This is a genomic window from Allofournierella sp. CML151 (assembly GCF_027853465.1).
In the GTDB taxonomy this organism is placed as follows: domain Bacteria; phylum Bacillota; class Clostridia; order Oscillospirales; family Ruminococcaceae; genus Allofournierella.
The window spans coordinates 112740-126261 of the sequence record NZ_JAPNNW010000004.1; the positions used below are offsets into that span (position 1 = coordinate 112740).

Genomic DNA, 13522 nt, shown 5'->3' on the forward strand with positions numbered 1-13522 from the left:
CTGTTCCTCCCGTTATTTTCCCTCTTGTTTTTTAACCAATGCATACAGGTACTCACCCACGCCCCCATCCGTGCAGCGGGCAACCACCTCGTCGGCGGCATTCTGCACCTCCGGCGGCGCGTTGCCCACAGCCACCGAATAGCCGGCGGCGGCCATCAGCTCCAGATCATTGAAGTAATCGCCGATCACGATGGTATGTTCCATAGGGATGAGTTCCCTGCGGCAAAGCTCTTTCAGTGCGGACGCTTTCGAGACCTGCTCCGGCATAATCTCAAAATAGATGAAGTTGGTTGACACAAACTGCAACCCGGGATAACTTTTGTCCGCAAAATACTGCTGCACTTTGAACAGGGCTGCAGGGTGCGCCGCAAAAACCACTTTGGCCCAGTTCGCCGGAACCTGGTCCAGCGGACAGAGCACACAGCCCATCTTTTCGTCCTTCATATGTGCGGTGGTGTATTGGTTGGCCCGCACCACATAGGGACGGCCCTCCTCCACCATGATCTCTACGCCCAGATCCGGGAATGCGGCCATCGCTTCCTCAATGGCCTGCACAGCGGATTCCTGGTTCAGAAAATGCTGATCCACAGCCTCATTTGCACGCAGATCATACAGCACCGAACCGCCGCACGCAATGGCTGGGCAGGAAAGCTCCAGCCCCTGCAGCGCCGCCCGGATCGATTCCGGCGGGCGGCCGGTGGCCACAGTAAAGCGCCCACCCATGGCCATAAACAGCCGGATGGCCGCCAGATTACAGGCAGGGATGCCCTCCTTGGCCGTGAGCAGGGTGTTGTCCATATCGCAGACCACAAGGTAATTTTTCAGCTGCTCCATTCCTCCTGCTCCTTTCCCAGCGAGCGCAAAAAGCGGGTGAAATACTCCGGCAGCTCACTGTCGAATTCCAGATATTCGCCGGTGATCGGATGCACAAATCCCAGCGTTTTTGCATGCAGGCATTGCCCCTGCAAGCTCTTGATCACGTTTTTGGGCCCGTAGACCGGGTCGCCGGCCACCGGATGGCCGATACTTGCCATATGGACCCGAATCTGATGGGTCCGGCCGGTCTTCAACCTGCACTCCAGATGGCTGAATCCTTGATAACGCCCCAGCACATGATAGGCGGTGTATGCATATTTGGAGTTCTGCTCGGTGACTGCCATCTTTTTTCGGTCGATTTTATGGCGGCCGATGGGCGCTTCCACAAAACCCTCATCGTTTGCAAAACCGCCATACACCACAGTCTGATACACCCGGTTAATGCTGTGGACGGCCATCTGCTCCGACAGTCCGGTGTGGGTAGCATCGTCTTTTGCCACCACCAGCAGGCCACTGGTATCCTTGTCAATGCGGTGGACGATGCCCGGGCGCACTACGCCCCCGATACTGGAAAGCCGGCCCGCACAATGATACAACAGTGCATTTACCAGTGTACCGTCCGGATTCCCAGGTGCAGGATGCACCACCATCCCCTTAGGCTTATTCACCACCAGAAGGTGCTCGTCCTCATAGACAATATCCACCGGAATATCCTGGGGCACCGCGTCCAATGGCTGAGCCTCAGGCACTTCCACGCAGATAGCAATTCCCGGCTGAATCTTCTGATTTTTCGCGGCAGGCTTACCAGCGTAAAGCACGCCTCCCTGCTCCATCAGCTGCTGCAGCGCACTGCGGGAAAGCCCGGTCTGTGCAGCCAGAAACCGGTCAAGCCGATCGCCTGCCTGCTCAGGCTGCACCACAAATTCAAATCGTTCCATCCGTTTTTTCTCCAGAAGCCTTCTTTTTGGCTGCCAGCTCTTCCAGAATCAGATTCAGGACAAGCAGGCCGATTCCCGTGCAAACCAATATGTCCGCCAGGTTAAAGATCGCAAAGCGGATAAACAGGAAGTTGATGTAATCCACAACCTGATGATTAAACACCCGGTCGATCCAGTTTCCGATTCCGCCTGCCAGAACCAGCACCCAGGCCCAATATTCCAGCTTACGGGCCGGGCGTTTGATCAGCAGATAGGCTGCAATGGCTACCATCGCCACACTTGTAAAAACGATCAGGAACAGCTGCTGACCGCTGAAGCTGCTGAAGGCTGCGCCGTCATTCAGGTAATAGCGCAGCTCCACTACGCCGGGGATAAGCGGCATTGCCCCCACCGGGGCGAGCACTGCCGTCGCCCAGAGTTTGATGGCCTGGTCCAAAATCACAAGCAACGCCACCACAGCGGCGGTAATCAATACAGTTGCCAAAACAAATGTTCTCCTTTAGTCTTCCGTTTCGCAGCAAAGGCGGCGCCTTTTTCAAAACGCCGCCTTCCCTAGTGTTTTATTCCGATCAATCGGTGAACTGGATTCCCTTGAATCCCTGGAACGCAGGGGCCTGCTCAGGCTGCTCCGCCTGCTTGGGCTCTTCTGTGGGCTGCTGGCTGAAGCTCTGCGCGGAAAAATCTTCCTCAAAGAACTCTTCCACGGTATCCAGCATATTGCCGGACGGCTCACTGGACTGCTCTCCGTAGAGCTCAGACAGATCGGGGAACTGCATCGTCTCCGCCTTCGGCTCCTCCGCAGCGGGAGCCTGCTCGGGCTGTGCCTCTTCCTCCGGCTGTGCCTGAGGTACTTCCTCCTGCACAGGCTCAACAGTCTCCACCACAGGCTCGGCTTCCTCTGCCTCTTCATCGCCAGGCAGACCACTGATCAGCTCGATGTGCTGCTTATACATGGCCAGCAGGGTATTCTTGAAATGAGCCACCTCGGCCTTGACGCGCTCCAGCTCCTGCTGCTGCTCTTCGCTCTGCTCCTGAGCCACCCGGGTGAGGGTATCGGCCCGGATGCCGGCCTCGCGCAGCAAAGACTCCGCCTTCTGTTTGGCTTCACGGATCACGCTTTCGCCCATCCGCTGCGCATTCAGCAGCGCAGTCTTCAGGTTGTCTTCGTCCCGCCGGTACTCTTCGATCTTCTCCGCAAGGATGTACAATTTCTTCTCCTTGTCGGCGTTGTCCGCGGCCAGCTGCTCCATATCCTGAGCCACCTGCTGCAAAAAGGCGTCCACGTCCTCCGGCCGATATCCACGCATGACCTTGTCGAACGTGACGCTGCGGATTTCCTGCGGTGAGATCATAATTTAATTCCTCCAGTGCTTCTGGTATCAGTATTGAAAAAATGTAATAAATTGGCGATCTTTTTTGCTTTTTCCGCCAATCTCCTCCAGGCGAAACCGGCCGCTCCCCCGCACCGTGAACAGGTCGCCCTGATACACCGGTGCATGCGGATTGCTCACAGCCACATGATTGATCTCCAGCCGGCCGCCGCGCACAAGATCAGCGGCCTGACCACGGCTGCATCGAAGCATCGCCGCCAGGACTGCGTCCGCCCGAAGGGACGAAACCGTAGCGCTCTGCCGGGTTCGCTCCGGCTCCTGCACCGGAATCTCTCCGTAAAAGCGCTGCGTGTGAACGGAATACCGGCCCACACTGGCAAGTTCATTGCAAAGCAGCTCCGCTGCCGGTTCCAGCGCAAATACATAGGCCGTGCCCGGCATCTGGGGGTCAAGTACAATATCGCCGATGCTGGATCGGTCCAGCCCAAGGCCCAGAACCGCGCCCAGATAATCCTTGTGGGCGGGCACATCCTGCGCACGGAAGCACTCCACCTGAACACAAGCAATGGGCAGGGTCCCGCAAGACCCCACCGGTTCGATGCACAGGATTTTTCGCTCTGCAAAAGGATAGCCGCCATCGAAGGAATACTCCTCACACCCCTCCCGGTTCAGCGCAGCTTGTGCCAACGTCTGTTCCCGGTCACTCAGAAAGGTGCTGTAGCGTGCAATTCCCTTGCGCATGGCGATTTCGCACAGGTCCTGAATCCGGCGCATCACCAGCCGTTCCTGATCGTTCTGCGGCGGAACAAAGCCCCGCTGGGCAATCGGATCAGAAGAATACGCCATTGCTCTCCAGCTCGTCCAGCAGATCACCCATAATATCCACGTTATAGGGAGTGATGATGAAAGTGCTGTTGGCCACACGCTTCATCTGGCCGTTGTTCGCGTAGGCCACGCCGGACAAAAAGTCCACCAGACGGCGGGAAACCTCTTTGTTCGTGGACTCCAGATTCAGCACAACGGTGCGCTTGGCATTCAGATGATCCGCCACAGTGCTGGCGTCATCAAACCGTTCGGGTTTGACCAGAACCACCTGCAGCTGAGTGGTGGCATTGATGTTTACCACCTTATTGCGTTTACCGGTATTTTCCGGCGGATAATCCTCTTCGGGGGCAGCGCCACCGCGGGAGGGATTGATGAACATATCGTCGGTATCGTAGTAGTCGTCCTCGGCTTCGTCACCCACGCCCAGCATGCTTTTCACTTTATCAAACATCTTTCATTGCTCCTTCCAATGTGCATTGATAAGATTGACCTTTTTCATGCAAGAAAAATATAGAATAAGTTAGTATATATTATCGCCGTTTTTCGGCAACCTGTCAACAAACAAAATCATTTTTTTGGCTGCTTCCATAAATTTTCACGCGGCTCTAATCAGCTCAGGATCTTTCCGTCCCGCAGGTCCGTACCTTCCACAATTACCTCGTCAAACATGCGCAGCTCATTGTCGGTACCAACCTTGCCGTCCTCTGCTACCAGCATATATTCATCGTTCTGATAGACGATCTGAATCTTACGCCAGCGCGCCAGATTGCCATACTTCACATAGACGCCCTTTTCGCCATCCACAATATGCAGCGCGTCTGCATCCACACGCAGGCCCTCGTAGGACTCGAAGTCGATCTTCGCCTCCTCCAGTGAAAGGCCCAGCACATCGGCGCCGATGTATTCACAGTGCAGCACAAATTTGGCAAGCCCCTGTTCCTCATTCAGCTCGATGGACTCCACCGTGGCCGGAAGTGTCTTTTCTGCCGCACCCGGGAAGCTGATCTGAACGCTGGACACATTCTCGAACTTTTTGCCCTCTTCCAGGCTGCAGGTACCGTAGAAATACCAGGTATAACTGGTTACGATCTTACCCGCGCCCTCCAGGGGTTGCACGCCCTCGCCGTCCTCAATGGACTGCGCCAGCGTAGCCGCATCCATTTCATCCAGCTGCTCCCTCGTCAGCGAGAGCAGATCCGCCGAATCAGAGGCCACAAAGTAGCCGCCCACCGGCGCAGAGATGGTTTCCGGCTGACCCAGCTGAGCCTCCGCCTGATCCTTCTGTGCCTGCAGTTCCTGCTTGGCCTGATCAAAATTGCTTACTGCGCCGGTCATGATCTGGATCTTGTTTGCCGCCAGAAGATACTGGTTGCCTGCCTCTTTCACCTGATCGTAGGCTTGCATGTCGATGCAGTCCAGCAGATCGTACAATGCGTTCTGCTGCTGCTTATAGAGCATGTCCACATCGGTACCACTGGTGTTTTCGGATTTTTCCAGCAGACTGAGCTGAGTCTCCAGCTCCTCCAACTGGCGGCGGCTCTGTGCCTGTTCAGTGCTGGCATAAACCTCCGCCACTGCGGTGCCGGCCGCCACACGCTCGCCGTTTTCCACCAGGTACCCCAAATCGCCGCTGCCTTCCACCGCGGTCTGATCGAACACCACATAGCCGTTGGCAAAAACGCTGTCAGACATGGTGTATTCCACCGCCGTTTCCGTGCGGTAGGGACGGTTCAGAATAGCAAACAGCTGAACCCCCAGATATATTGCCGGCAGCACGAGCACCGCCAGCACCACTGCTGTGATAATTTTTTGTTTGGAGCTTCGCATGCTTCGCTCCTCCTATTGCAATGAATTTGAACCGCAGCTGTTCGGCGGATGGCCCTGCATCTCCCGTTGTAATTGAACTGGGTTACAGTCTCACAGACCGAGATTCAACTGCGGCCAGCGCTCTTGAATGTATGCCCAGGCCTGCTCTTCCAGATTGCCTCGCATGCCATCCAGCCAGATGGTCTGGGGCATCCGCCGGAACCAGGTAAGCTGCCGCTTTGCATAGTTGCGGGATGCCTGCTTGAGCTTTTCCACACAGGGTTCCAGCGGGCTTTCCCCGCAAAGATACGGAAAGAATTCCTTGTATCCGATGGCTTGCGCTGCAGTCCGGTAGGTATCCCGGTGGTCATAGACCAGCTGGGCCTCCTCGAGAATCCCCTGTTCCAGCATCAAATCCACCCGGCGGTCGATTCGCTGATACAGAGCACTCCGGTCCTCAAACCCGATGCAGAACAGCAGACTGTCGTAGGGAGGCTCACTCGGCTTTGATTCCGCACGCTGCCGGGTCATGGTAACGCCGGTTACCTGGAACAGCTCCAGAGCCCGCAGCACCCGCCCCACATTGTTGGGATGGACCGTGGCCGCGTATTCCGGGTCGATCTTCGCCAGCTTTTCGTGCATGGCATCGGCTCCCAGCAGTTCTGCCTGTTCTTCCAGCTGCCTGCGCACAGCCGGGTCTGTCTTCTGCTCGGCAAAACGAAGCCCGCACAGCAGACTTTCCATGTACAGGCCGGTTCCGCCCACCAGCACCGGCAGCTTGCCCCGGGCACTGATATCCCGGATGCACCGGTCTGCCAGCGCGACAAAGTCCGCCACGCTGAAGGCTTCCTCCGGTGCCAGAAAGCCCACCAGATGGTGAGGCACTCCCTGTATCTCCTCTTCAGTCACCTTTGCGGTGCCCACATCCAGCCCCCGGTAGATCTGCATGGAGTCCACACAGATCACCTCGCCGTTCAAACGCTTGGCCAACTCCACCGACAAAGAGGTCTTGCCGGAAGCTGTGGGTCCGCCGATGGCGAGAACTCTCGGTTTATCCAATCCGCCCAAACTGTTTTTCCAGCTCCTTCTTTGTCAATTTCAACACCACCGGTCTGCCATGGGGGCAGAAGGGCGGCACCTTGCCGTCCAGAATATCCTGCGCCAGATGCATCAGCTCGGCGCTGGCGGTGCGATCGCCCGCCTTGATGGCCGCCCGACAGGCGATGGAATGCAGCACCCACTCGGTCTTCTCGCTCAAAGCATCCCGGCTGCCTCGGGCCAGCTTTGCAGCCAGCTCACAGATCAGACCTTCCACGTCCGGAGTTTCCACATCGGCCGGAACCGAACGGACCAGCACCGTGCTGCCGCCGAAATCCTCGGTTTCCACGCCTGCATCCCGCAACAGGGCCTCATGCTCCAGAATGGCGTTTTTCTCTTCCGCAGAAAGGTTCACCGTGACGGGGGCAAGCAGCAGCTGGCTGCTCACCTTGCCGTAATCTGCGGCCAGCCGTTCATACAGAATGCGCTCGTGGGCTGCGTGCTTGTCGATCAGGCACATCTCCTGTCCGCGTTGGGTGATGATGTAGGTTTTGAACACCTCGCCCACGTATTGCAATGGCTGACTGGTCTGCTCCGGCTCCATTGTCTGCTGCCGGGGCTCCAGCGACTCTGCCTCCGGCGGGGAGAATACCGTCTGCTCCGCAGGCACTTCCGGTTTCGCCGGCTCCGGCTGAGGCACGGGCTTCACCGTATCCCATTGAGCGACAGGCTCTTCCCTGGTTTGCTCCGGCTCGGCGTATTTTGCCAGCGGCACCGGCTCCGAATGGAAGCTTTCTCCCACCGGCTTCGCAAAGCCACTTTGACTGCTTTGCCAAACGCGGGAGATGCGCGGGGCGTCCTCTTCATCCGGTATCGTAACGATGGGCTCCAGCGGCTCCTCCTTTTTGGGCAGAACCGGCCAGATTCCGCTGATTTCCGCCTTTTTCGGCTCCGTTTTTGCTGTAAAGTCATCTCGCTTCACAGCAAAATCAAATACTTTTTTCGCTGCTTCCGGCTGCGCTGCGGGCTGCTTGACCGGCTCCTTTTCGGGCGATTGCCCGGCAGCGAACTGGAACTGCTGCTCCCCACTGCCGGGCTGACCCAGCGCGTTTTTCACCGCGCCGTAAACTGCATCAAACACATCGTTTTCCCGGGCAAAGCGCACCTCGGTTTTAGCGGGGTGCACATTCACATCCACCAGCTGTGCGGGCATATCCAGCATCAGTACACAGCCGGGAAACTTGCCCTGCATCAGGGTTCCCCGGTATGCGTTCTCCATTGCGGCCATCATGGTGCGGTTCTTTACGAACCGCCCGTTGATGAAGAAGAACTGCATGCCCCGGCTGGCCCGGCAGGCTCGAGGCGGAGTGATCAGGCCGGACACGGAATAGTTACCCATACTGCTTTTTACCGGCAGAAGGTCCCGAGCGAACTCCTTGCCCAGCACCGCATAAACCGCACTGCGCAGATCTCCGTCGCCGGGAGTCTTGTAAAGCAATTTGCCTTCACGGATAAAAGATACGCTCACCTCGGGGTGAGACAGGGCAATTCGGCTGACCGTCTCGCCCACGAAGGTACCTTCGCTGGAATCCTTCTTCAAAAACTTCATCCGGGCGGGGGTATTGTAGAAAAGGTCCCGTACCGAGATAGTGGTGCCGATGGGCCGTGCCCCCGGCTCCATACCAAGCTCCTCACCGCCCTCGATGCGGTAGCAGCATGCAAACTCGTCCGGCTCGGTGCGGGTGAGCACCTCCACCCGGGCCACGCTGGCAATGGAGGCAAGCGCCTCGCCGCGGAAACCCAGGGTGTGGATGCTCTCCAGATCCTCCTGGGTTTGAATTTTGCTGGTGGCGTGGCGGATAAACGCGGTGGAAATGTATTCCGCCTCGATGCCGCTGCCGTTGTCCGCCACCTGGATCAGCGAAACGCCGCCCCGTTCAATGGTGACCGCAACCTTCGTGGCTCCGGCATCAATGGAATTCTCCAGCAGTTCCTTTACTACGGAAGCAGGCCGCTCCACCACCTCACCGGCGGCGATCAGCTCTGCCGTATGCTTATCCAGAATATGTATGACCGCCAAATCCGGTCACCTCCCTGAAAACGCCGCCTTATTGCAGCGCGTTTTTGATTTCACACAGGAATTGCAGCCCTTCGATACCGGTCAGGGTGTTCAGATCGGTATCGCGCAGCTTGTCCAGAATCTCGCTGGGCAGCGCCGGGCTGCTCATCTCCTCCACCACGCCGAAGTCCAGCTGCTCCACCTGCTGCTTTTTGGGTGCGGACGCCTCCAGTGCGCGCAGCACCTCTTTGGCCCGTTTGGTCACACTGTCCGGCAAGCCGGCGAGCTTTGCCACCTGAATGCCGTAGCTGTCATCGGCCGGGCCGCGCACAATTCGCCGCAGGAAGGTGATGTCATCGCCCCGCTTCTTCACTGCGATGTTGTAGTTTTTCACGCAGTCCATGGCGCTTTCCAGCTCGGTCAGCTCATGGTAATGGGTGGCAAACAAGGTCTTGCAGCCAATCTGCCCGGCGATATGCTCCACCACTGCCCGTGCAATGCTCATGCCGTCGAAGGTGGAGGTACCGCGGCCGATCTCGTCCAGAATGACCAGGCTGCGCTTTGTGGCGTATTGCAGAATCTCGGCCACCTCGGTCATCTCCACCATGAAGGTGGACTGACCGGCAGCCAGATCATCCGACGCACCCACGCGGGTGAAGATGGCGTCCACCACGCCCACCCGGCATTCCTGGGCCGGAACAAAGCTGCCGATCTGCGCCATCAGAGTGATTAGTGCATTCTGGCGCATGTAGGTGGATTTACCGGCCATGTTGGGGCCGGTGATGATGAGCATATTGTTTTCCCCACAGTCCAGCAGGGTGTTGTTGGGCACGAACAGGCTGCCCTTGAGCATCTGCTCGATGACCGGATGGCGGCCTTCGGTGATAATCAGCTCGTCACCGTCGTCCACCACCGGGCGCACATAGTTGTTGTTTACAGCCACCTGGGCAAGTGCCGTGAATACGTCCAGCTGAGCCAGGGCGGAGGCGGTGTTCTGTACCCGCAGAATCTGGGCGGAGAGGTCCTGCAGCAGGTCCTCGAACAGCTGCCGCTCCAGCGCCAGCAGTCGCTCGCTTGCCCCCAGGATTTTCCCCTCAAGCTGCTTGAGCTCCTCGGTGATGTAACGCTCCGCGTTGGCCAGGGTCTGCTTGCGGATAAAATTCTCGGGCACCTGGTCGGTGAAGGACTTGCTGACCTCCAGATAGTAACCAAACACCCGGTTGTAGCCCACCTTCAGGGTGCGGATGCCGGTCTCCTCTTTCATGCGGGCTTCCAGCTGGGACAGATAGCCCTTGCCGCCGTGTACGATGTCGCGCAGCTCGTCCACTTCGGCGTTGTAGCCCTGCTTGATCACGCCGCCATCCTTCAGGGTGGCGGGGGTCTCCTCTTCCAGCGCGGCAAAAATACGGTCCCGGATATCCTCCAGCGGATCAATGCGCTGGGCCAGTTCCTCCAGTTCCGGGCAGCTGCACCCGGAGGCCAGCTCCCGAATCAGAGGCAGCTGGGTGCAGGTACTGGCCAGTGCGTAGATCTCCTTGGGGGTGGCGGAGCCGTAAACCGTGCGGGTCATCAGCCGCTCCATGTCGAACACGTGGGACAGCGCCTCGCTTAGCTCGGCCCGCTGGATGTTTTCGCTGTAAAGGGCCTGCACACAGTTGAGGCGGCGGTTGATGGCCACCGAGCTTACCAGAGGCTGCTCCAGCCAGCTGCGCAAAAGGCGCTTGCCCATGGCAGTCTGGGTCTTGTCCAGCACCCAGAGCAGGGTGCCCCGCTTTTCCCGGCCGCGCATGGTCTCGGTCAACTCCAGATTGGCACGGGTCACCGGGGAAAGCTGCATATACTGGGCTTCGGCATAGCTATGTACCAACTTAAGCCGCTCTACGCCTTTTTTCTGGGTGCGGTGCAGATAACCCAGCAGCGCACTCAGTGCCGCGTGGGCATTGCCATCCCGGGAAAGGCCGGTGGCCTTGGACCAGTCCGCGCCGAATTGCTCGGTCAGCAGACGCTCCACCTCGTCCGGAGCATAGCACTCGTCCTCCATCAGCTCCACCGAGCAGGTCATATGCTGCTTGATGTAAGCAGTCACGTCCTTGAAATCCAAAAGGGCTGTATTGAACAGCAGCTCACTGGGATTGTAGCGGCACAGCTCCGCAATCAGCTGGGTGGAAAGCTTCTCCCCCACCAGTTCGGTGGTATGGGCGCTGCCGGTGGAAACGTCAGCAAAGCAGACGCCGATGCATCCGTTCTTTAAGTATACACTGCCGATGTAGTTGTTTTTGTCGTCCTGCAGCATGCTGCTCTCGATCACGGTACCCGGTGTGATTACTCGGATAATATCCCGCTTGACGAGGCCCTTGGCAGTGGCGGGGTCCTCCATCTGCTCACAGATAGCAACCTTGTAGCCCTTTGCGATCAGCTTCGCCACATAGCTTTCATAGCTGTGGAAGGGCACGCCGCACATGGGTGCCCGCTCCTCCTGCCCGCAGTCGCGGCCGGTGAGGGTAAGCTCCAGTTCCTTGGACGCCAGGATCGCGTCGTCGTAGAACATCTCGTAAAAATCGCCCAACCGGAAGAAGACGATCTCGTCCTTATGCTTCTTTTTGATCTCGAAGTATTGCGCCATCATGGGCGAAAGCTGTGCCAACGGTTATCACCTCTGCATTTTTTAGACGGGAAAGAGTGCGGCCCAAAGAGCACTGGAACTCAGCACCCTCCGGGCCGCACGAACGCTTTTATGGCAAATGCCTTTTAGTGGCAGCCGGAGCAGGAAGAGCAGCTGCCGCTGCAGCCGGCCTGGGGCTCCTGTACGGTCATGGGGTCGCCGCCGTTCATCGCGGTGTTGATGATGGCGTCGATGTAACCGATCAGGGCTTCAGCCTCAGCCTTGGCCTCATTGTAAGCAACCATGCTCTCGCTGTTCATGATGTCGGTGTACAGCTGGTTGACCTTGGCGTTCAGCTCGGCCACCTTCGCCTCGTCGCGCTCGTCCTTGGCAATCTCGTTGTTCAGATCCAGACGGGCCAGATTGAACTCGCCGATCATGTTCTGCAGGGTCTCGTCCGCATCGTTGGCTTTGCGGGCAGCGTCCAGCGCCAGGTAGCGGGCGTCGGTCTGCAGGGCTGCGGCGGCTTTCTTAAACAGGTCGATAACGTCCATGATAATTCTCCTTTGATTGGAACAATTTATATAATAAAAATATTATACCACAAAATTACAAAAAACAGCGGCTCGCGCAGTTTTTTCACACAAGTTCGCCTTTGAGCACCGTTCCGCGGGAACCGGTCAGGTGTACCATGGCATAGCTGCCCACCAGAGAGGGCTCGGCGGTAAACTCCACTACCAGATTGTTGGTCAGGCGGCCGGAAAGAGTGCCTTCATCCCGCCCGGGGCCCTCTACCAGCACACGCTGAGTCTGGCCGGTCATGTCTGCCACCAGCTTGCGGGCGATCTCGTCCTGCACGCTGAGTAGCCGGGCCATGCGGTCGGTCTTCTCCTTGCGGGTAATGGGGTCCGGCATGGTGGCGGCCTTGGTACCGCTGCGCTTGGAATAGATGAAGGTGAACAGCTGCATGTAGCCCACCTTGCGGATCAGCTCCAGCGTGCCCTCAAAATCCTCCTCGGTCTCGCCGGGGAAGCCCACGATGATGTCGCTGGAGAAGGTGATGCCGGGGATCTTCTCCTTGGCATAATCCATCAGCTCCAGATACTGGGCTACGGTGTAATGACGGTTCATCTGGGCCAGAATCCGGTCGCTGCCGCTCTGCACCGGCAGATGCAGATGGTTGCAGATCTTGTCCTGCGCGGCGATGGTGTCGATCAGCTTGCGGCTGGCATCCTTGGGATGGCTGGTCATGAAGCGAATGTGATAATCGCCGGGCACAGTGCACAGCAGGTTCAAAAGATCGGAGAAGTCAATCTGCTCCTCCAGGCCCTTACCGTAGGAGTTCACGTTCTGCCCCAGCAGAGTGATCTCCTTGTAGCCCGCAGCCACCAGCTCCTTGAACTCGGCCAGAATGTCCGCGCTGCGGCGGCTGCGCTCCCGCCCGCGTACGTAAGGTACGATGCAGTAGGTGCAGAAGTTATCGCAGCCGTACATGATGGGCAGCCAGGCCCGGAAATTGGAATCCCGGCGAATGGGGGTCTCCTCCACCACCTCGGCCCGCTCGGTGGGTGTGAGCAGGATGCGCTTTTTGTTGCCGGCGATCTTCTCGCACAGCAGCTGGGGCAGGGTGTCGATGCCGTTCACACCAAACACGATGTCCACAAAGGGATAGCTTTCGCGGATTTTGTCCACAATACTCTGCTGCTGGGCCATGCAGCCGCACAGACCGATGATCAGGCCGGGCTTGTCCTTTTTCAGCCGCTTGAGCGCGCCCACGTTGCCGAAGACCCGCTGCTCCGCGTGCTCCCGCACCGCGCAGGTGTTGAAGAGGATCAGGTCCGCCTCCTCCACCGAGTCGCACATGCCGTAGCCGATGTCCGCCAGAACGCCCTTGATCTTCTCGCCGTCGTTCACGTTCTGCTGGCAGCCGAAGGAATGCACATAGGCCAGCGGGGGGCTGTCGTACCATTTGGCCACCAGCTCCGCCGCCTGTTTGTTATGTTCAAAATGAATGATCTCCAAAATTTGAGCTCCTTCTGAAAATAGCTTGGTTTCAATACACCGTTTTAGTATACAATACTTTTCCCTGTTTCACAAGCCCTTTGCG

12 protein-coding genes are annotated in these 13522 nt (G+C 57.9%); all 12 read right to left on the reverse strand.

Annotated elements, in window-relative coordinates:
• Window positions 1–12: 12 nt before the first annotated feature.
• Entirely contained in the window at window positions 13–834 is an 822-nt protein-coding gene (locus PH256_RS04580) for an HAD family hydrolase (RefSeq protein ID WP_087183985.1), read from the reverse strand.
• Window positions 822–1754: an RluA family pseudouridine synthase gene (locus tag PH256_RS04585; RefSeq protein WP_087183984.1), complete on the reverse strand. Its 933-nt coding sequence runs from the start codon at window positions 1752–1754 to the stop codon at window positions 822–824. Before PH256_RS04585 ends, PH256_RS04580 begins: the two co-directional genes overlap by 13 nt.
• Entirely contained in the window at window positions 1741–2238 is a 498-nt protein-coding gene (lspA, locus tag PH256_RS04590; RefSeq protein ID WP_270913166.1) for a signal peptidase II, read from the reverse strand. Before lspA ends, PH256_RS04585 begins: the two co-directional genes overlap by 14 nt.
• A gap of 85 nt (window positions 2239–2323) precedes the next feature.
• Complete coding sequence (locus PH256_RS04595) at window positions 2324–3106, reverse strand: DivIVA domain-containing protein (RefSeq protein ID WP_270913167.1); 783 nt, start codon at window positions 3104–3106, stop codon at window positions 2324–2326.
• A gap of 27 nt (window positions 3107–3133) precedes the next feature.
• A complete protein-coding gene (locus tag PH256_RS04600; protein WP_270913168.1) occupies window positions 3134–3931 on the reverse strand; it encodes a YlmH family RNA-binding protein in 798 nt (265 codons plus the stop codon).
• Window positions 3915–4361, reverse strand: coding sequence for a cell division protein SepF (locus PH256_RS04605; protein WP_087181445.1), 447 nt, complete (start codon window positions 4359–4361; stop codon window positions 3915–3917). Before PH256_RS04605 ends, PH256_RS04600 begins: the two co-directional genes overlap by 17 nt.
• Before the next feature lie 158 nt (window positions 4362–4519).
• Window positions 4520–5737, reverse strand: a complete 1218-nt coding sequence (locus PH256_RS04610) for an HlyD family efflux transporter periplasmic adaptor subunit (protein WP_270913169.1) — start codon at window positions 5735–5737, stop codon at window positions 4520–4522.
• A 90-nt stretch (window positions 5738–5827) separates the two neighbouring features.
• Window positions 5828–6775, reverse strand: a complete 948-nt coding sequence (gene miaA / locus PH256_RS04615) for a tRNA (adenosine(37)-N6)-dimethylallyltransferase MiaA (protein ID WP_270913170.1) — start codon at window positions 6773–6775, stop codon at window positions 5828–5830.
• Window positions 6768–8834, reverse strand: a complete 2067-nt coding sequence (mutL, locus tag PH256_RS04620) for a DNA mismatch repair endonuclease MutL (protein ID WP_270913171.1) — start codon at window positions 8832–8834, stop codon at window positions 6768–6770. Before mutL ends, miaA begins: the two co-directional genes overlap by 8 nt.
• 28 nt (window positions 8835–8862) lie before the next feature.
• Window positions 8863–11457 carry a DNA mismatch repair protein MutS gene (mutS, locus tag PH256_RS04625; RefSeq protein WP_270913173.1) on the reverse strand — a complete coding sequence of 865 codons (2595 nt, stop codon included), beginning with the start codon at window positions 11455–11457 and terminating at the stop codon, window positions 8863–8865.
• Between the two features lie 104 nt (window positions 11458–11561).
• Window positions 11562–11969 (reverse strand): YlbF family regulator, encoded by a 408-nt coding sequence (locus PH256_RS04630; protein ID WP_058962935.1) that lies wholly within the window; start codon window positions 11967–11969, stop codon window positions 11562–11564.
• Between the two features lie 85 nt (window positions 11970–12054).
• Window positions 12055–13437, reverse strand: coding sequence for a tRNA (N6-isopentenyl adenosine(37)-C2)-methylthiotransferase MiaB (gene miaB / locus PH256_RS04635; RefSeq protein WP_270913175.1), 1383 nt, complete (start codon window positions 13435–13437; stop codon window positions 12055–12057).
• Window positions 13438–13522: the final 85 nt, after the last annotated feature.

Bases quoted from the DNA above. Each gene is read 5' to 3' on its own strand.
- PH256_RS04580 (WP_087183985.1), bottom strand. From the start codon at position 834: ATGGAGCAGCTGAAAAATTACCTTGTGGTCTGCGATATGGACAACACC.
- PH256_RS04585 (WP_087183984.1), bottom strand. From the start codon at position 1,754: ATGGAACGATTTGAATTTGTGGTGCAGCCTGAGCAGGCAGGCGATCGG.
- PH256_RS04595 (WP_270913167.1), bottom strand. From the start codon at position 3,106: ATGATCTCACCGCAGGAAATCCGCAGCGTCACGTTCGACAAGGTCATG.
- PH256_RS04600 (WP_270913168.1), bottom strand. From the start codon at position 3,931: ATGGCGTATTCTTCTGATCCGATTGCCCAGCGGGGCTTTGTTCCGCCG.
- PH256_RS04605 (WP_087181445.1), bottom strand. From the start codon at position 4,361: ATGTTTGATAAAGTGAAAAGCATGCTGGGCGTGGGTGACGAAGCCGAG.
- PH256_RS04610 (WP_270913169.1), bottom strand. From the start codon at position 5,737: ATGCGAAGCTCCAAACAAAAAATTATCACAGCAGTGGTGCTGGCGGTG.
- PH256_RS04630 (WP_058962935.1), bottom strand. From the start codon at position 11,969: ATGGACGTTATCGACCTGTTTAAGAAAGCCGCCGCAGCCCTGCAGACC.